Origin of the sequence: Streptomyces thermocarboxydovorans, from assembly GCF_039524635.1 — a bacterium.
Taxonomy (GTDB): domain Bacteria; phylum Actinomycetota; class Actinomycetes; order Streptomycetales; family Streptomycetaceae; genus Streptomyces; species Streptomyces thermocarboxydovorans.
This window is the reverse complement of sequence record NZ_BAAAGU010000002.1, coordinates 1-18,019: the sequence shown is the minus strand read 5'-3', so window position 1 is coordinate 18,019 and position 18,019 is coordinate 1. Positions and strand designations below refer to the sequence as shown.

Sequence of the window (18,019 nt, the reverse complement as noted above, 5' to 3'; positions counted from 1 at the left end):
GGTAACTCGCTCGTCTGAGCTTAACTTGCGGGTAACGAGCGCGCCAGCCCCAAGTCTGTGTGATGTACGTCCCTGACCGGCCCCACGCCCCCTACCCTCGAGACATGGACGAAGAGTTGCGATCGCTCACGGAACGCTTACGGGCCGAGTCCGGCGGAACGCCGGAGTACGAACGGCTCCGGGCGACACAGGACCTCGACGCGCTCGCCTCGGTGCTCACCGCCTCCGGACAGCCGCTGTGGGCCCGGGAACTCGCCGCCTTCCGGCTCGGACTGGCCGGTGACCGCCGCGCCTTCGAGACCCTGGTGCTCCTCCTCAACCACCGCGACCCCCCGCGCTGCGCCTCCGCCGCCCACGCACTGGCCCGCCTCGGCGACCCGCGCACCGTCCGGGCCGCCGCGGCCCTCGCCACCAACGAACTGCGCGCCGGCTACGCCCTGCACCCGGTGCGCCTGCTCACCGAGCTGCGCGCCCCCGAGTCCGTCCCCGCCCTGATCACCACCCTGCGCCGCCGCCTGCGCCCGCACGACCCCTACCGCAAGGTCGCCCTCGCCTGCGTCGAGGGCCTCGGCACCCTGGCCGACCCCCGCGCCGAACCCGTCCTCAACGAGGCCCTGGCCCACCCGGTCCTGGCCGAGGCCGCGGTCCACGCCCTCTCCCGCATCCCCCGCCCTCGCTCCCCGCACCCCCCGCCCGGCCGCCGCATCCCCGGCCCACGCTGACCTCAGGGGCATCTCGCTGCTCAATTGCTCAGCTGCGGAAGCCGAGCAGGTTGTGCAGGGTCGAGCCGCGGGCGGTGCTCGGTGCCGCCTTGGACGCGGGCGGGGTCGGGTCGGGGAGTGCCTCGCAGACCGCGTCGGCCTCGCCCTGGGCGCCGCGCGGGACCGTGCCGTCGGTCAGGTAGGCGGCCAGGTGCCGGTCCAGGCAGGCGTTGCCGCTGAGGGTGATGCCGTGGTTCCCGCCGCCCTGCTCGACCACCAGGCTGGACCCGGCCAGCAGCTGATGGACCGTGACCCCGCCCCGGTAGGGCGTGGCCGCGTCGTGCGTGGCCTGGAACAGCAGCGCCGGCGGCAGCTCGTCGTTGGTGATGTCCACCGTGCGCACCGCGTCCGTCGGCCAGAACGCACAGGGTGCGTTGTACCAGGCGTTGTTCCAGGTCAGGAACGGGGCCCGCTCGTACACCGCCCAGTTGTCCTTGCGCCACTGCTCCCAGTCGCGCGGCCAGGTGGCGTCCCGGCACTCCACCGCCGTATAGACGCTGTAGCCGTTGTCGTCGCCGTCGCCGGACGCGCCGAAGTTCTCGTACGCCTCGACCAGGGGCCCGTCGTCCCCGTCGTTCACATAGGCCGAGAACGCCTCCGCGAGATACGGCCAGTAGCCGTTGTAGTAGCCGCCGGGGATGTAGGTGTCCTCCAGCTCGGCCGGGCCCACCTTGCCATCGGCCGGCTTCTCGGCCAGCTCCGCGCGCATCGCGTACCAGCGCTCCTCGATCCCCTCCGGGTCGGTGCCCAGCCGGTAGTGCGCGTCGTGCCGGGCGACCCAGGCCATGAAGGCGCGGTGCCGGTCGTTGAAGGCGTGGTCCTGGCCGAGGTTGGAGTCGTACCAGACCTGGGTGGGGTCGACGACCGAGTCCAGCACCAGGCGCCGTACACGATCCGGGTACAGCTTGGCGTAGACCGCGCCCAGGTAGGTGCCGTAGGAGTAGCCGAGGTAGTTCACCCGCTCCGCATCCAGCGCCCGCCGGATCAGGTCCAGGTCGTGCGCCGCGCTGACCGTGTTGATGTACGGCAGCACGTCCGGGTACTTGGTGCGGCATGCCTCGGCGAACGACTTCACGCGGGCGAGGTTGGCCTGCTCCGCCCCGGCGCTCACCGGGACGGGGTCCGGGCGGACCGTGCGGAAGAACCGCGGTGCGCAGTCCAGGGCCGGGGTGCTGGCGCCCACGCCGCGCGGGTCGAAGCCGATGATGTCGTACTGGGCGGCCACCTGCTTCGGCAGGGACGACGCGACGAACCCCGCGAGGTTGCGCCCGCTGCCTCCGGGCCCGCCCGGGTTGACCAGCAGCGGGCCCTGGGACCGCTGCGCGGTGTGCGGGACGCGGGACAGCGCCAGGGTGATGGTCCGGCCCTCGGGGTCGGCGTGGCTCAGCGGCACCTCCACGGACGCGCACTGCAGCGTCGGGTACTTGTCGGTGCCGCACGCCTTCCAGGCGGGTGCCGCCACCTGGAAGGTCCGGTCGGCCCCCGAGGGGCCTGCCTCGGCCGTCCCGGCGGTGAGGCCCCCGGCGGCCATGACGACGGCGGCACCGCACAACGCGGCTGCTTTCCTCATGGTTCCTCCCAGGACGGGCGGGCGGTGACCGCGGAACTCACGGTCCACGCCGGATCGTCCCGGGGAACGGACCCCTGACGAACATGCCGGACGACTTCTTGACCCCTTTGGACCGCCGGATGCGCTCGAATGCTCGCGGAGGACCACGAGGGAGGGTGAGGCGCCTCAGAGCAGGGTGAGCTGGGTCGGCTCGGCGGCCTCGGGCGGGGGCCGGCGCCACGGCCGCCGTGCGGCGCGGCAGTCCCGTGCGGGTGGGGCCGGTGCCGTACTCCTGACGGGTGATCCGGCGCTGGTACCACTTCGGGGCGTAGGCGCCGTCCGCGTACAGCCGCTCGTAGCGGCCGACCAGATACGGGTGGTGCCGCGACAGCCAGGCCATGAACCACTCGCGGGCGCCGGGCCGCAGATGCAGCACCAGCGGCGTGACGGAGGTGGCGCCCGAGGCGGCGATCGCCCGCACGGTCGACCGCAGCTGCTCCGGGCGGTCGCTGAGGAACGGGATGACCGGGGCCATCAGCACCCCGCAGCCGATGCCGTGCTCGGCCAGCGTCCGCACCACGTCCAGGCGTCGCTCCGGGGCGGGCGTGCCCGGCTCCAGCGCATGACGCCTCCTCGGTAGCACTGGGCCACAGAATAGAACAAGTGTTCCCTTGATCGTGCGGGTGACAACTTCGGTCACCCACCCGATCACTTCCGGACTCCCGATTTGGGCGGCCGCCCAAGGGGGTGGTTGGCTTGCCCCGACCCCCGAGAAACCAGGTCCTGGAGGATTGCGATGGCGCAGGTCGAGGCCACTGCGGAGCGGATCGTCGCGGCGGACGCGGAGACGGTGTTCGACGCGCTGGCCGACTACGGCGGCACCCGGGAGAAGCTGCTGCCCGAGCACTTCAGCGAGTACGAGGTCCGCGAGGGCGGCGACGGCGAGGGCACCCTCGTCCACTGGAAGCTCCAGGCCACCAGCAAGCGGGTCCGCGACTGCCTCCTGGAGGTCACCGAGCCCGGCGACGGCGAGCTGGTCGAGAAGGACCGCAACTCCTCCATGGTCACCACCTGGCGCGTCACCCCCGCCGGCGAGGGCAAGAGCCGGGTCGTCGTCACCACCACCTGGAAGGGCGCCGGAGGCATCGGCGGCTTTTTCGAGAAGACCTTCGCGCCCAAGGGCCTCGGCCGCATCTACGACGCGGTGCTCGCCCGGCTGGCCGCCGAGGTCGAGAAGAAGTAGCCAAGGGGCAGGGCAAGGGGCAGGGGCTGCGACGGGCTGATGCCGGTCAGGAGCCCCAACGGGCTGACATGGAGGGGGTGTTGGCCCCCTCACCGGTTCGGGTGATCTCTTCGGCGTACGGGATTGTGCCGTAACTCGTCGTGCTTGCTCATAGTTGTCGCTTTTACGTGGGAATGGTGCGGCAGCACGACGAGGGGAGCGGTACGTGGGCGGGATCACCCTGACGCGACAGGCGCCGGAGACGGCCGCCGTGGCCGAGGAGCAGCCGCCCCCGCCCCCGGCGGCCGGGCCGCGGCTCAGCCCGCGCCGGGTGCGGCTGGTCTTTCTCGCGCTGATGCTGGCGCTGCTGCTCGCCGCGCTGGAGCAGATGATCGTCGCCACCGCGCTGCCGAAGATCGTCGGCGATCTGCACGGCCTGGACAAGATGTCCTGGGCGATCACCGCCTATCTGCTCACCGCCACCATCGGACTGCCGATCTACGGCAAGCTCGGCGATCTGCTCGGCCGCAAGGGCGTCTTCCAGTTCGCGATCGTCGTCTTCGTCATCGGCTCCGCGCTCGCCGGACGGGCGGGGACCATGGACCAGCTGATCGCCTTCCGCGCCGTCCAGGGCGTCGGCGCGGGCGGCCTGATGATCGGCGTCCAGGCGATCATCGCGGACATCGTGCCCGCGCGGGAACGCGGTCGCTTCATGGGCCTGATCGGCGCCGCCTTCGGCCTGGCCTCCGTGGCCGGCCCGCTGCTCGGCGGCTACTTCACCGACTCCCTGACCTGGCGCTGGTGCTTCTACATCAATGTGCCCTTCGGCCTCGTCACGCTGCTCGTGGTCGGGCTGGTGCTGAAGCTGCCCAAGCCCGCCGTCAGACCCCGGCTCGACATCCTCGGCTGCCTGCTGCTGACCGCCGGCTCCACCTGTCTGCTGCTGCTCAGCGCCTGGGGCGGCACCGAGTACGCCTGGGACTCCCGCGTCATCCTCGGCCTCGCCGCGGGTGCCGTGGCCAGCGCGGTGCTCTTCCTGGTGGTCGAGAAGTTCGCCGTCGAGCCCCTGATGCCGCTCAGGCTGTTCAAGGACTCCGTCTTCAACGTCACCTCGCTGGTCGGCCTGGTGATCGGCGTCGGCCTGTTCGGCGCCGCCAGCTACCTGCCGACCTACCTGCAGATGGTCGACGGGGCCACGGCCACCGAGTCCGGCCTGCTGATGCTGCCGATGATGGCCGGCATCGTCGTCGCCTCCGTCGTCACCGGACAGCTCGTCAGCAGCAGCGGCCGCTACCGGATCCACCCCATCCTCGGCGCCGCCCTGTCCGTCGTCGGCATGTGGCTGCTGTCCCGGCTGGACACCGGCACCCCGCGCCTGCACTACAGCATCTGGATGGCCGTCCTCGGCACCGGCATCGGCATGGTCATGCCGGTGCTGATCCTCGCCGTGCAGAACTCGGTGCGCCCCGCCGACCTCGGCACGGCCACCAGCGCCAACAACTACTTCCGGCAGATCGGCGGATCGGTCGGCGCCGCCGTCTTCGGCACCCTCTTCGCGGACCGGCTCACCGACGCGCTCGCCGAGCGCCTGCCCGCCCACGCGGGCCACGGGCTGCCCGACCCGGAGTCGATCACCCCGCAGCTCGTCCACGCCCTGCCGCCCGAGCTGCGCGAGCCCTACATCCAGGCCTACGCCGACGCCATGCCGCGCATCTTCCTGTACCTGGTGCCGGTGCTCGTCCTCGGCCTGCTCATCGCCTTCTTCCTCAAGGAGAAACCACTGGTGTCCCACAACACCCCCCTCGCCGACCCGGCCCAGGAAGCACCGCACGCCCCGGCGGCCGTGCCGCCGGCCCGCACCCCGCACACCGGCGGCATCCCCGTCTGCGGCACCGTGCAGCACCCCGACGGCACGGTCGTACCGCGCGCGGCGCTCACTCTCATCGACGTCGCCGGGCAGCAGATCGGGCGGGGCGCCAGCGGTGAGGACGGGCGCTACGCGCTCGCCACCCCCGGATCCGGTGCCTACGTCCTGATCGCAGCCGCCGGCGGCCACCAGCCGCAGGCCGTCTCCGTCACCGTCGGCGAGCGGCCCGTGGAACTGGACGTCGTCCTCGGCGGCGCCGGACGCCTCGCCGGCACGGTCCTCACCGCCGACGGCACCCCCGTACGGGACGCCACCGTCACGCTCACCAACGTCCACGGCGAGGTCGTCGCCAGCACCCGCAGCGGACGGGAGGGCGGCTACGTCATCACCGAACTCGTCGCCGGCGAGTACACGCTCGCCGCGAGCGCGCCCGCCTTCCGGCCGGCCGCCCTCCCGGTCACCGTCCAGGCGGCGCGGGAGACCCGGCAGGATGTCGAACTCGCGGGCGGCGCGGTGCTGCGCGGCACCGTGCGGGCGGGCGGCGGGCGGCCCGTGGAGGACGCGCGGGTGACGCTGCTGGACGCGGCGGGCAATGTCGTCGACACCCTCACCACCGGCCCGGACGGCAGCTTCCGCTTCGTCGACCTCTCCTCGGGCGAGTACACGGTCATCGCGGCCGGCTACCCGCCGGTGGCGACGGTCCTGCAAGTCGCCGGGGGAGGCCGCACCGAACGGGACCTGCAGCTCGGCCACCAGGACTGAGAGGCCCGCCCCGGCCGCCGCGTACACCAGAACGCGCGCCGGTGCACCCGCCGGTGGGCAATTCGCGTATTGCCGCACATCGCAACCGGCCGTGGCCGTACCGTGGTGACGGCGCTACAGATCTTGCCGAGCCGGGGGAGAGAGGGCCTGGGCCATGGACCGTGGCACCGAGCGGGAGGCACCTGCCAGCCACGCCGCCGGAGGGGAACCGGCAGCCGGCTTCAGCGGTGAGGGGCCGCCGGCCGGGCAGGGCGGCACGGGCCGGATCCCGCTCGCCGTCGTGGTGGTGGACCGGGAGGGGCTGGTCTCCCACTGGAGCACCGGCGCGCGGCGGCTGTTCGGGATCGCCAAACAGGACGCGCTCGGCAGGCCCGCCGTGGATCTGCTGCCCGTCTCCGGCGCGCTGCCCGAGGAGCCGCGCGAGGCACCTGCCGACGAGGGCTACGCCGCCTACGACGGTCTCGGCCCCGACCTCGAGGCCTCCCTGGACCAGGGCCTGTCCTACCCGGCCGCGGGCCGCGCCCGCCTCGCCGTGCCGGGGCCCGGCCGGGCCGACGTGCTCTGGTGGGCGTACCCGCTGGTCGGGCCGGGGCCGGAGCGGCTGCTGGTGCTGGCCGCGGACGCGCACGCGGTGCGTGGGGAGGGCACGGGGGCGTTCGAGCGGATCGCCCCCGGTTTCGCTCTGCACACCGACTTCCCCGGCTCCGAGGACCTCGCCCGCCGGCTGCCCGAGATCCTGCCCAGCATGAGCGTCGGCGACAGCGCGCGGATCGTCGCCCAGGTGCTGGAACTCGGCTACCCGATCCTGGAGTTCAGCCAGAACGACCGGGTGCCCGTGACCCCCGACTGGGGCGTGCCCCGGCGGGCCGAGCGCAAGGCGCGGCGGGAGCGGGCGGCCCGGGCACGGGCCGCCGGACAGCCGGTGCCGGAGGAACTGGCCGACGCCGAGGACGAGGACCTCGAGTACGCGGCCGTCCGCGAACGCCTGGAATTCCTCAACGAGGTCAGCTCCCGCATCGGCAGCTCCCTCGACCTGTCGCAGACCATCGTCGAGGTGAGCAAGGCCGTCGTGCCCCGCTTCACCGACGTCGCCGGCACCTATCTGCGCGAACAGGTCGTCGCCGGTGAGGGATTCGACGAGGGCGTGCCGGACACCACCACCATGTGGCACCGGGTCGCCGTCGAGCACACCGACGAACCGGGCCGCTGGGACGACGTGGTGCCCGTCGGCGAGGCGATGCCGTTCCCCGCGCACACGCCGTTCTTCCAGTGCATGACCACCGGCGAGCCCGTGCTGGTGCCGCGCATCACCGAGGAGATGGGCCACGCCATCGCCTCCCAGTTCGAGAAGCGCGACATCCGGCCACTGATCAGTGGACGGTCCATGCTCGTCGTGCCGCTCAAGGCGCGCAATGTGGTGCTCGGCTTCATGATCCTGCTGCGTCACCCGGAGCGGCCGGTCTTCAACGACATGGACCGCGTCACCGGCGCCGAACTCGCCGCCCGCGCCGGGCTGGTGCTGGACAACGCGCGGATGTACACGCACCAGGAGAACGTCGCCGAGACGCTCCAGGACAGCATGTTGCCGCACATCCCGCCGCACCGGGCCGGCTGCGACATCGCCACCCGCTATCTGCCGGGCACCCTGCTCGGCCGGGTCGGCGGTGACTGGTTCGACTCGGTGAAGCTGCCCGGCGCCCGCACCGGGTTCGTTGTCGGCGACGTCATGGGCCACGGGCTCAACTCCGCCGCCATGATGGGCCAGTTGCGCACCGCAGTGCAGACCATGGCCGGACTCGACCTGCCGCCCGCACAGCTGCTGCGCAACCTCGACGACCTCGCCCAGCGCCTCGGCGACCGCTATCTCGCGACCTGCCTGTACGCCGTCTACGACCCCATCGCGGGCGAGCTGCAGCTCGCCAACGCGGGGCACATCCCGCCCGTCCTGGTGCGCGCCGCGGACGGGCGCAGCGAGCTGCTGGAGCTGCCCACCGGCGCGCCCATCGGGGTCGGCGGGGTGCCCTTCGAGGAGGTCCGGGTGCCCGTGGAGCCCGGCGACCGGCTGGTGATGTGCACCGACGGGCTGGTCGAGGTGCGCGGCGAGGACATCGGTGTCGGGCTGGCCACGCTGTGCGAGTCCGCCGCCCACCCGGCCGCCTCCATGGACGACGCCTGCGACACCATCATCCGCGCGCTCAACACGCGCGGCGGCCGCAAGGACGACGTGGCACTGCTGATGGTGCGGCTCGGCGGCATCGAGCCGGAGGACGTCGCCGAGTGGCGGCTCGCCCTCGACCCCGTGGAGGTGGGCCGGGCCCGCGCCGTGGTCCGGGAGCAGCTGCACCAGTGGTCCCTGAGCGGGCTCGCCGACCACGCCGAGCTGATGGCGGACGAGCTGGTCACCAACGCCGTGCGGCACTCCCACGCACGGCCCGTGGCGCTGCGGCTGGTGCGCGCTGACACCCTGCTGTGCGAGGTGGAGGACGACGACCACGAACTGCCCACGCTGATCAGCGCCCGCCCGATGGACGAGAGGGGGCGCGGGCTCCGGGTGGTCAGCACGCTGGCGAGGGAGTGGGGCGCGAGCCGCACCAAGACGGGCAAGACGGTGTGGTTCGAGCTGACCTTGCCCCGGCGCCGGTGAATCCGGACTGAATCCAGGCCTGCTGGGACGCTGATCCCTCTCCCAGACTCGAACTTGCCGGAACGCTGATCCCTCTCCCAGACTCGAACTTGCCGGAACGCTGATCCCTGCCCAGGTGACGCCGGTTGCCGTCGGCGTTCCCGGCGGCCGTCTCCAGGGGGCGCGACAGCGCACGCGGAGGCGTGCGGCTTGTGAAGGTGCGCGCCGTGTGGTTGTCCGGGGGCGCTGCGAGCGGTAGACCGTACTGGCCCGTCGGTTGGTTCAATCCGCAACGCATCCTGGGGAGTTGGGCATGAGTGTGACCAGTCGGTACCGGGAGGCCTGGGAGGGCTTCTGGCGTGAGGCGCCGGACGAGCAGGGAGCCGTGTTCTGGGACGCGGAGCCGGCCCTGACCGTCGCCCGGCATCTCGCCCTGTTCGAACCGCACCTGACCGAGCCCGGCCTGCCCCTGGTGGACGTCGGCTGCGGCAACGGCACCCAGACCCGGTTCCTCGCCGACCGCTTCGGTCAGGTGCTGGGCGCCGACCTCTCCGCCGCCGCCCTGGACCACGCCCGCGCCGCCGACCCGGAGGGACGGGCCGCCTACCGGGAGCTGGACGCCTCCGACAAGAGCGCCGCGCAGACGCTGCACGCCGAGCTGGGCGACGCCAACATCTACATGCGGGGCGTGCTGCACCAGTGCGAACCGGACGACCGGCGGCCGCTCGCCGAGACCATAGCCACCTTGCTCGGTGGCCGGGGCCGCGCCTTCATAGTGGAGCCCTCCCAGGCGGCGGGAGCGATCCTGAAGGAGCTGGCCACCTCGCCCTCCGGCCCGCCGCGCAAGCTCGCCCCGGTGCTGCGGCACGGCATCGTGCCCGGTGCCGTCTCCGACGAGGCGGTGCCCGGGATCCTCACCGAGGCCGGACTGACCGTCCTGACGAGCGGCACCCTGCCCCTGGTCACCACCGAGCACACCCCCGACGGCACGCGCATCGAGCTGCCCTCGGTCTGGTACGTGGTGGGACGCGCCGGATAGTCCCAGGTCGGCGGCCCGCGCACCGGCGCTCCCGCGCCGGCGGCCGACCGGCATTGGTCTGGGCCGGTGAGAGTTTTCCACAGCCCTGGCAGCGCTTCGGGCGCAGCACGTAGCGTGGGCCGCATGAAGATCCTCATCAGCGCCGACATGGAGGGCGCCACCGGCGTCACCTGGCCGGCCGACGTGCTGCCGGGGACGCCGCAGTGGGAGCGCTGCCGCTCCATGTTCACCTCGGACGTCAACGCCGCCGTGCTGGGCTTCCTGGACGGCGGCGCGGACGAGGTGCTGATCAACGAGGCGCACTGGACCATGCGCAATCTGCTGCTCGAGCAGCTCGACGAGCGGGCGCAGATGCTCACCGGCCGGCACAAGTCGCTGTCCATGGTCGAGGGCGTGCAGCACGGCGACGTGGACGGGCTCGCCTTCGTCGGCTATCACGCGGGCGCCGGCATGGAGGGCGTCCTCGCCCACACCTACCTGGCCAACTCCATCACCGGGGTGTGGCTCAACGACGTACGGGCCAGCGAGGGGCTGCTCAACGCCGCCGTGGCCGCCGAGTACGGGGTGCCCGTGGTGCTGGTCACCGGCGACGACGTGGCCTGCGAGGACGCGCTCGGGTACGCGCCGGAGGCGCTGAAGGTCGCGGTCAAGGACCATGTGTCGCGCTACGCGGCCGTCTGCCGCACCCCGGCGCGCACGGCCGCCGACATCCGGGCAGCTGCGAAGCAGGCCGCCGCGCTGGCGGTGCGTCACGAACCGGTGGACGCGGGGCCGTTCACCGTGGCCGTGGAGTTCGACGCCGAGCATCTGGCGATGGCCGCCACCGTCGTGCCGGGTGTGTCACGGATCGGGGAGCGGAAGGTGGCGTACACCAGCGGGACCATGTACGAGGGCATCCGCACGTTCAAGGCGGTCACCACGATCGTCTCGGCGGCGGTGGAGGAGCAGTATGGCTGACGCACTGTCGCTGGACGAGGTCGTGACCTTCACGTCCGGACTCATCCGGATCGACACCACCAACCGCGGTGGCGGGGACTGCCGGGAGCGGCCCGCTGCCGAGTACGCCGCCGCCGCCCTCGCCGAGGCGGGCCTGGACCCGGTGCTCCTCGAGCGCACCGAGGGCCGCACCAACGTGGTCGCCCGCGTCGAGGGCAGCGACCCCTCGGCCGACGCGCTGCTGGTGCACGGGCATCTGGACGTCGTACCGGCCGAGGCCGCCGACTGGAGCGTGCACCCGTTCTCCGGCGAGGTGCGCGACGGCGTGGTCTGGGGCCGGGGCGCCGTCGACATGAAGAACATGGACGCGATGATCCTCGCCGTGGTGCGGGCCTGGGCCCGCGCTGGCGTGCGGCCTCGCCGTGACATCGTGATCGCCTTCACCGCCGACGAGGAGGCCAGCGCCGAGGACGGGTCCGGCTTCCTCGCCGACCAGCACCCCGAGCTGTTCGAGGGCTGCACCGAGGGCGTCAGCGAGTCGGGCGCCTTCACCTTCCACGACGACCAGGGCCGGCAGCTCTACCCGGTCGCGGCCGGGGAACGCGGCACCGCCTGGCTGAAGCTCACGGCACGCGGACGCGGCGGACACGGCTCCAAGGTCAACGGGGAGAACGCGGTCACCCGGCTCGCCGCCGCCGTCACCCGCATCGGCGAGCACCGCTGGCCGCTCCGGCTCACCTCGGTCGTCCGCGCCGCCCTCACCGAACTCGCCGCGCTCCAGGGCATCGAGCCCGACCTGTCCGACGCCGACGCGCTGCTGGACAAGCTCGGCAGCGCCGGCCGCCTCGTCGAGGCTACGGTCCGCAACAGCGCCAACCCGACCATGCTGGACGCCGGTTACAAGATCAATGTGATCCCGGGGCAGGCCGTGGCGTACGTGGACGGCCGGTATCTGCCCGGTCATGAGGACGAGTTCCGCGCCACGCTGGACCGGCTCACCGGGCCGGACGTCGACTGGGAGTTCGAGCACCGCGAGGTGGCCCTCCAGGCGCCGCTCGACTCGCCGACGTATGCGCGGATGCGGGCCGCCGTCGAGGAGTTCGCGCCCGAGGGCCATGTGGTGCCGTACTGCATGTCGGGCGGCACCGACGCCAAGCAGTTCTCCCGGCTCGGCATCACCGGCTACGGATTCGCGCCGCTGAAGCTGCCGCCGGACCTCGACTACCAGGCGCTCTTCCACGGCGTCGACGAGCGTGTTCCCGTCGAGGCGCTGCACTTCGGGGTGCGGGTCCTCGACCGATTCCTGAGGACGGCCTGATGAGTGTGTCGCAGACGGTACGGACCCTGACCCACGGATCCTGGCCCTCGCCCGTGGACGCGGCGCTCGCCGCCTCGCACGACGGCAGCCCCGAGTTCGCCGGGTTCGTCGGCGACGAGGTGTGGTGGACCGAGCCCCGGCCCGCCGAGCAGGGGCGGCGCGCCCTGGTGCGGCGGCACGCGGACGGCACCGAGGAGTCGGTGCTGCCGCCGCCGTGGAACGTGCGCAGCCGGGTCATGGAGTACGGCGGCGCCCCCTGGGCCGGGACCGTGCACGACGGCCGTCCGCTGGTGGTCTTCGCCCACTTCGCCGACCAGCGCCTCTACCGCTTCGAGCCGGGCGGTGAGCCGCGCCCGCTCACCCCGGACTCCGCGTCCCCGGCCGGTCCGCGGCTGCGCTGGGCCGAGCCGCTGCTGCTGCCGGACCGGGGCGAGCTGTGGTGCGTCCTGGAGGAGTACACCGGCGACGACCCCGACGACGTGCGCCGGGTCATCGCCGCCGTCCCCCTGGACGGCTCGGCCGCCGGGGACCGGGCCGCCGTGCGGGAACTCACCGACGACCGGCACCGCTTCGTCACCGGGCCACGGCTCTCACCGGACGGGCGGCGCGCCGCCTGGCTCGCCTGGGACCACCCGCGCATGCCGTGGGACGGCACCGAGCTCCTCCTCGCCGACGTCGGCCCCGACGGCACCCTGGGCGAACCGCGCACCGTGGCCGGCGGCCCCACCGAGTCCATCCCCCAGGCCGACTGGACCCCCGACGGGCGGCTGCTGTACGTCAGCGACCGCACCGGCTGGTGGAACCTCTACCGGGACGGCGAGCCCCTCTGCCCGCGCGAGGAGGAGTTCGGCGGGCCGCTGTGGCGGCTGGGCTGGCGCTGGTTCGCGCCGCTGGAGGACGGACTGATCGCCGTCGTCCACGGCCGGGGCGCCACCCGGCTCGGCATACTCGACCCCGAGACCGGCGAGGTCGTCGACGCCGCCGGGCCCTGGACCGAGTTCTCCCCGACGCTCGCCGTGCTCGGCGAGCGGATCGTGTCCGTCGGCGCCGGCCCGTCCAGCTCCCCCGAGGTTGTGGAGCTGGACGCCAGGACCGGCCGGGCCCGGGTGATCGGCTGCGAGCACCGGGACGCCGTGGACCCCGCCTACTACCCCGAGCCGGTCAGCCGCACCTTCACCGGCCCGGACGGCCGTGAGATCCACGCGCACGTCTACCCGCCCCGCAACCCCGGCTGCACGGCCCCCGAGGGGGAGCTGCCGCCGTATGTCATCTGGGCGCACGGCGGGCCCACCGGCCGGGTGCCGCTGGTGCTCGACCTGGAGATCGCCTACTTCACCTCGCGCGGCATCGGCGTCGCCGAGGTCAACTACGGCGGCTCCACCGGGTACGGGCGCGCCTACCGCGAACGGCTGCGCGAGCAGTGGGGCGTGGTCGACGTCGAGGACTGCGCGGCCGTCGCCCGGGCCCTCGCCGAGGAGGGCACCGCGGACCCCGCCCGCCTCGCCATCCGCGGCGGCAGCGCGGGCGGCTGGACCACCGCCGCCTCGCTCACCACCACCGACGTCTACGCCTGCGGCACCATCCTGTACCCGGTGCTCGACCTGGCCGGCTGGGGGCCGGGCGAGACCCACGACTTCGAGTCCCGGTACCTGGAGAGCCTGATCGGCCCCCGCGCCGAGGTGCCCGAGCGGTACACCGAGCGTTCGCCGCTCACCCACGCCGACCGGCTCACCGCGCCCTTCCTGCTGCTGCAGGGCCTGGACGACGGGATCTGCCCTCCCGTGCAGTGCGAGCGCTTCCTCGCCCGCCTGAAGGGACGCGGAGTCCCGCACGCCTACCTCACCTTCGAGGGGGAGGGGCACGGATTCCGCCGCGCCGAGACCATGGTGCGCGCCCTGGAGGCTGAACTGTCCCTGTACGCCCAGGTCTTCGGGCTCGAACCCGAAGGCGTGCCGCCCTTGGAGCTGACCCGGTGAACCGCCTCGAGCCGCTGACGCGTCCGCCCCGGCTCACCCCCGGCGCACGGGTGGCCGTGGTCGCACCCAGCGGGCCCATTCCCGAGGAGCGGCTGCAGAACGGGCTGGACGTGCTGCGCGGCTGGGACCTCGACCCGGTGGTGGCGCCCCATGTCCTCGACCGGCACGGCGACTTCGGCTATCTGGCGGGCAGCGACGCCGACCGGGCAGCCGATCTCCAGTCGGCCTGGTGCGATCCGTCCGTGGCCGCGGTGATCTGCGCCCGCGGCGGCTACGGCGCCCAGCGCATCGTCGACCTGCTCGACTGGACGGCGATGCGGGCGGCCGGGCCCAAGGTGTTCGTCGGCTTCAGCGACATCACCGCGCTGCACGAGGCGTTCGCCACCCGCCTCGGCCTGGTCACCCTGCACGGGCCGATGGCGGCCGGCGCCGACTTCGTCAAGAGCGCCCGCGCGCAGGAGCACCTGCGGGCCACCCTGTTCGCCCCCGAGGCGGTCCGCACCCTCACCTCCTCGGGCGGCGCGCTGATCCCCGGCCGGGCCCGCGGTGTCACCCTCGGCGGCTGCCTGAGCCTCCTTGCCGCCGAACTCGGCACCCCGCACGCCAGGGCCACCGCGCGCGGCGGACTGCTGTGCCTGGAGGACGTGGGGGAGGAGACCTACCGCATCGACCGTTACCTCACCCAGCTGCTCCGGTCCGGCCTGCTCGACGGCGTCTCCGGCGTACTGCTCGGCTCCTGGGTGGAGTGCGAACCGTACGACGGGCTGCGGGCGCTGCTCGCCGACCGGCTCGGCGGGCTCGGCGTGCCCGTGGCGGAGCAGTTCGGCTTTGGTCACTGCGAGGACGCGTTCACCGTCCCCCTCGGGGTCATGGCCGAACTGGACACCGAGGCGGGCACGCTGACCCTGGACGATCCGGCGCTGAGCTGAACGGCCCCCCTCCGCAGGCCGTCATAGGGTGAATGGATGCCGCACGACACCTCCCGCTACCTCGCCGAAGGCCCCCGGGTGGGGATACGCCACTTCACCTACGCGGACGGCCCGGAGTTCACCGCCCGGGCCCGGGAGAGCAAGGACCTGCACCACCCTTGGCTGTGCCCGCCCGACACCGCCGCCGCCTACTCCGCGTACGCCGGGCGGCTGATCCAGGACCCGGCGAAGGCCGGCTTCCTGGTCTGCGAGAAGGCGGCCGGCGGGGCGATCGCCGGCTTCATCAACATCAACAACATCGTCCACGGCGCCTTCCGGAGCGGCGCGCTCGGCTACGGCGCCTTCGCCCACGCCGCTGGGCGGGGGCTGATGCGCGAGGCACTCGGCCTCGTGATCAGCCATGCCTTCGGGCCGATGGGGCTGCACCGCCTGGAGATCAACGTCCAGCCCGCCAACACCGCCTCGATCGCCCTGGCCCGCGCGTGCGGATTCCGCCTGGAGGGTTACTCGCCCAACATGCTCTACATCGACGGAGCCTGGCGCGACCACGAACGCTGGGCCATCACCAAGGAGATGCTGCGCCCGACCCGGGAGGCGGATCTGACGGATCGTTGATCGCGTCCGAAAGATCGTTGAATCTGGAACACTTCGTCGGCGAGGATGATCACATGCGGAACATCGTCGTGATCGACGCCCCCAGCAACCTGGGATTGCGCCCGCCCGCCCCCGGCACGGTCCCCGGCTGCTACAAGCTCGCCGGCGCGCTGCGCGAACAGCGCATCGTGCAGCGGCTCGGCGCGCTGGAGGGCGGGGTGGTGGTGCCGCCGCGCTACGACCGGGGCGACTGGCAGGAGGGCGACGGCGTCTTCAACGCGGCCGCCCTCGCCTCCTACACCCGCAAGCTCGCCGACCGTGTCGAACACCATGTGCGCGCCGGGGACCTGCCCGTCGTCCTCGGCGGCGACTGCTCCATCCAGCTCGGCGCCTCGCTCGCCCTGCGCCGCATCGGACGCTACGGCCTGGTGGCGGTGGACGCCTCGCCCGACTTCCGCCACCCCGGCAACTCCGAGCACGTCGGCGCCGCCGGCGGCGAGGAGGTGGCGCTGGCCACCGGGCGCGGCCAGCAGGACCTCACCGACCTGGAGGGGCTGCGGCCCTACCTCCGCGACGAGGACGTCCGGTTCTTCGGCGTGCGTGACTACTTCGAGGACGAACGCGCCGAACTGGCCGCCCTGAAGATCCCCGTCGTCACCGTCGGCGACCTGCGCCGGTGGGGCGCCGCCGACCTCGCCCGGGGCGCCGCCCGCTCCTTCGAGGCCCCCGGTCTCGACGGCTACTGGGTGCACCTGGACGCCGATGTCCTCGACCCGGATGTCATGCCCGCCGTCGACAGCCCGGACCCGGACGGCCTGCAGCCCGGTGAACTCGTCGCACTCCTGCGGCCGTTGCTCGACTCGCCGCGCTGCGCGGGCCTCACCGTCACCATCTACGACCCCGACCTCGACCCCGACGCCACCGCGGCGGCCCTCCTCACCGACACGGTCGTCTCCGCCTTCGCCCCCTCCTGACCCGAGATACCGGCGAAGCCGAGCGAGCTCACCCCCGTCGATCCACGTACTCGTACACCATCCCGTCCGGATGACGGACGATCAGATTGCGCCCGCCCGGAGTCGGAACCGGCCCGGCGACGACATCGGCGCCCAGCTCCACCAGAGTCCTGTGAGCCTCCTCGACGTCCGTGACCGCGATCGTCGCCGCAACCTTGCGCAGCAGGTCCAGCTGGGACCTGGGCCCGCTCATCAGCAGGAAGCAGCCCACCGCCGCCACCTGCACACCGCCCCGCTCGAACCGCAGGGCCGCGGTGCCCGCCAGCCGCTCGTAGAAGGGGATCGCGGCCTCGAGGTCGTCGACGTAGACGCGCAGTGTGGCACCCAGAATCTCCATGTGCACGAGCCTAGTTGGGCGGTGACCGGGCTCTGGTGCCGTCCCCGGCGATCTCCACAGCACACCCCCGGCGGCGTTACGCCGCCCCGCCCGAGGGGTACCCGGGCGCAATGCAACGCTCCGAGCACCTCCAGCACTTGGACAAACACCTGGTCGACGAGCTGACCAGGTCGCCCGCGAGACCGTACGGGACGAACTGCGCACCCAGCCATTCGTCGGCGATCAGGCCGCCACCCTCAGTCTGATTGAATGGTCAAATTCCTTACATGCGTGGCGTGTTAACGTTTCCCGCGCCGATGATCAATGTTGGTCATCGGGGAAAACGGGAGGAACAAGAGAATCGAAAGCTGGCCGTCGGGATTCTCGCGACCGGAGTCTTCCTGACGGGCATGGGGACAGCATTCGCAGGCGCGGGCGGGGGAACCAGTGAGTTCCGGGCGCAGGCCGCGTGGAAGGGCATTCCGAAGCTGAAGAGCGGAGGGGTGGAGTTCTACCAGGGGCAGTACAAGTTCGAGCCTCAGCACGCCAACCGTGGAGCCTTCCACTTCAAGGGAAAGCTCAAGGACGCCAGCCACAGCGATGGCCACAACGTCTACATGCAGGTGAAGGTGGAGGGCTACGACTGGAATCGCTTCAACGGCAAGCAGAAGAAGACCGTCTCGCTGGACAAGCTGGTGTACGACGGTGCCGCGCTGCACACCGATGATCCCTGGATACGAGCCTGCCGCGACCGGGGCTCTCTGCGTCCGGACAACTGCTCGGTGACCAAGCACTACAAGCGCTAGTGACCTGAGTCGGAGATTCGTCGTTGGTTCGGTATGAGTCGTCCGGGTCCGAAGATTCCGCCGTTGTCGGTGACCGATGCCCAGCGGGCCGTGCTGGAGGGCTGGGTGCGTCGCCGCACGACGGCCCAGGCTCTGGCCCAGAGATCGAGGATCGTGCTGGAGTGCGCCGACGGGCACTCGATCATGGAAGTGTCGCGCCGGCTGGGTGCTTCTCCGGACACGGTCCGCACCTGGCGGCGGCGCTTCCTCGAACGAGGGGTGGACGGCCTGTATGACGAGCCGCGGCCCGGTGCTCCGCGGAAGATCAC

15 protein-coding genes and 1 pseudogene are annotated in these 18,019 nt (G+C 72.5%); 13 read left to right on the top strand and 3 right to left on the bottom strand.

Annotated elements, in window-relative coordinates; all coding sequences use genetic code 11:
• The first annotated feature begins 104 nt into the window (after positions 1–104).
• Complete coding sequence (locus ABD198_RS01055) at positions 105–722, top strand: adenylosuccinate lyase (RefSeq protein WP_343997357.1); 618 nt, start codon at positions 105–107, stop codon at positions 720–722.
• Positions 723–750: 28 nt separating this feature from the next.
• On the opposite strand, the gene ABD198_RS01050 is transcribed toward ABD198_RS01055, so the two are convergent.
• Positions 751–2,331, bottom strand: coding sequence for an alpha/beta hydrolase (locus tag ABD198_RS01050; protein WP_343997356.1), 1,581 nt, complete (start codon positions 2,329–2,331; stop codon positions 751–753).
• Between the two features lie 165 nt (positions 2,332–2,496).
• A pseudogene (locus ABD198_RS01045) lies at positions 2,497–2,929 on the bottom strand (Rv2578c family radical SAM protein); the annotation flags it as partial.
• 177 nt (positions 2,930–3,106) lie between these two features.
• Between ABD198_RS01045 and ABD198_RS01040 the strand changes: the two are divergent.
• The 10 genes from ABD198_RS01040 to ABD198_RS00995 all read left to right on the top strand — a co-directional run bounded on the left by ABD198_RS01040 (position 3,107) and on the right by ABD198_RS00995 (position 16,550).
• Positions 3,107–3,553, top strand: a complete 447-nt coding sequence (locus ABD198_RS01040) for an SRPBCC family protein (RefSeq protein ID WP_343997355.1) — start codon at positions 3,107–3,109, stop codon at positions 3,551–3,553.
• Positions 3,554–3,758: 205 nt separating this feature from the next.
• Positions 3,759–6,161: an MFS transporter gene (locus ABD198_RS01035; protein WP_343997354.1), complete on the top strand. Its 2,403-nt coding sequence runs from the start codon at positions 3,759–3,761 to the stop codon at positions 6,159–6,161.
• A 154-nt stretch (positions 6,162–6,315) separates the two neighbouring features.
• Positions 6,316–8,805, top strand: a complete 2,490-nt coding sequence (locus ABD198_RS01030; protein WP_343997353.1) for an ATP-binding SpoIIE family protein phosphatase — start codon at positions 6,316–6,318, stop codon at positions 8,803–8,805.
• A 292-nt stretch (positions 8,806–9,097) separates the two neighbouring features.
• Positions 9,098–9,823, top strand: a complete 726-nt coding sequence (locus ABD198_RS01025; RefSeq protein WP_343997352.1) for a methyltransferase domain-containing protein — start codon at positions 9,098–9,100, stop codon at positions 9,821–9,823.
• A 123-nt stretch (positions 9,824–9,946) separates the two neighbouring features.
• Positions 9,947–10,780 carry a M55 family metallopeptidase gene (locus ABD198_RS01020; RefSeq protein WP_343997351.1) on the top strand — a complete coding sequence of 278 codons (834 nt, stop codon included), beginning with the start codon at positions 9,947–9,949 and terminating at the stop codon, positions 10,778–10,780.
• Positions 10,773–12,077: a M20/M25/M40 family metallo-hydrolase gene (locus tag ABD198_RS01015; protein WP_343997350.1), complete on the top strand. Its 1,305-nt coding sequence runs from the start codon at positions 10,773–10,775 to the stop codon at positions 12,075–12,077. The genes ABD198_RS01020 and ABD198_RS01015 overlap by 8 nt, the downstream gene beginning before the upstream one ends.
• Positions 12,077–14,053 carry a dipeptidyl-peptidase 5 gene (locus ABD198_RS01010; protein ID WP_343997349.1) on the top strand — a complete coding sequence of 659 codons (1,977 nt, stop codon included), beginning with the start codon at positions 12,077–12,079 and terminating at the stop codon, positions 14,051–14,053. Before ABD198_RS01015 ends, ABD198_RS01010 begins: the two co-directional genes overlap by 1 nt.
• Positions 14,050–14,982 carry a S66 peptidase family protein gene (locus ABD198_RS01005; protein WP_343997348.1) on the top strand — a complete coding sequence of 311 codons (933 nt, stop codon included), beginning with the start codon at positions 14,050–14,052 and terminating at the stop codon, positions 14,980–14,982. The genes ABD198_RS01010 and ABD198_RS01005 overlap by 4 nt, the downstream gene beginning before the upstream one ends.
• 36 nt (positions 14,983–15,018) lie before the next feature.
• Positions 15,019–15,597, top strand: coding sequence for a GNAT family N-acetyltransferase (locus ABD198_RS01000; RefSeq protein ID WP_343997347.1), 579 nt, complete (start codon positions 15,019–15,021; stop codon positions 15,595–15,597).
• 53 nt (positions 15,598–15,650) lie between these two features.
• Positions 15,651–16,550 (top strand): arginase family protein, encoded by a 900-nt coding sequence (locus ABD198_RS00995; RefSeq protein ID WP_343997346.1) that lies wholly within the window; start codon positions 15,651–15,653, stop codon positions 16,548–16,550.
• A 28-nt stretch (positions 16,551–16,578) separates the two neighbouring features.
• Here the strand turns inward: ABD198_RS00995 and ABD198_RS00990 are convergent, their stop codons facing one another.
• Complete coding sequence (locus ABD198_RS00990; protein WP_343997345.1) at positions 16,579–16,926, bottom strand: VOC family protein; 348 nt, start codon at positions 16,924–16,926, stop codon at positions 16,579–16,581.
• A 389-nt stretch (positions 16,927–17,315) separates the two neighbouring features.
• Here ABD198_RS00990 and ABD198_RS00985 point away from each other — a divergent pair, with 389 nt between their 5' ends.
• Positions 17,316–17,711 carry a hypothetical protein gene (locus ABD198_RS00985; protein WP_343997344.1) on the top strand — a complete coding sequence of 132 codons (396 nt, stop codon included), beginning with the start codon at positions 17,316–17,318 and terminating at the stop codon, positions 17,709–17,711.
• Positions 17,712–17,780: 69 nt separating this feature from the next.
• The coding region (locus tag ABD198_RS00980) for a helix-turn-helix domain-containing protein (protein ID WP_343997487.1) at positions 17,781–18,019 on the top strand (239 nt) is incomplete at its 3' end.

Bases quoted from the DNA above. Each gene is read 5' to 3' on its own strand.
- ABD198_RS01055 (WP_343997357.1), top strand. From the start codon at position 105: ATGGACGAAGAGTTGCGATCGCTCACGGAACGCTTACGGGCCGAGTCC.
- ABD198_RS01050 (WP_343997356.1), bottom strand. From the start codon at position 2,331: ATGAGGAAAGCAGCCGCGTTGTGCGGTGCCGCCGTCGTCATGGCCGCC.
- ABD198_RS01040 (WP_343997355.1), top strand. From the start codon at position 3,107: ATGGCGCAGGTCGAGGCCACTGCGGAGCGGATCGTCGCGGCGGACGCG.
- ABD198_RS01030 (WP_343997353.1), top strand. From the start codon at position 6,316: ATGGACCGTGGCACCGAGCGGGAGGCACCTGCCAGCCACGCCGCCGGA.
- ABD198_RS01025 (WP_343997352.1), top strand. From the start codon at position 9,098: ATGAGTGTGACCAGTCGGTACCGGGAGGCCTGGGAGGGCTTCTGGCGT.
- ABD198_RS01020 (WP_343997351.1), top strand. From the start codon at position 9,947: ATGAAGATCCTCATCAGCGCCGACATGGAGGGCGCCACCGGCGTCACC.
- ABD198_RS01015 (WP_343997350.1), top strand. From the start codon at position 10,773: ATGGCTGACGCACTGTCGCTGGACGAGGTCGTGACCTTCACGTCCGGA.
- ABD198_RS01010 (WP_343997349.1), top strand. From the start codon at position 12,077: ATGAGTGTGTCGCAGACGGTACGGACCCTGACCCACGGATCCTGGCCC.
- ABD198_RS01000 (WP_343997347.1), top strand. From the start codon at position 15,019: ATGCCGCACGACACCTCCCGCTACCTCGCCGAAGGCCCCCGGGTGGGG.
- ABD198_RS00995 (WP_343997346.1), top strand. From the start codon at position 15,651: ATGCGGAACATCGTCGTGATCGACGCCCCCAGCAACCTGGGATTGCGC.
- ABD198_RS00990 (WP_343997345.1), bottom strand. From the start codon at position 16,926: ATGGAGATTCTGGGTGCCACACTGCGCGTCTACGTCGACGACCTCGAG.
- ABD198_RS00985 (WP_343997344.1), top strand. From the start codon at position 17,316: ATGGGGACAGCATTCGCAGGCGCGGGCGGGGGAACCAGTGAGTTCCGG.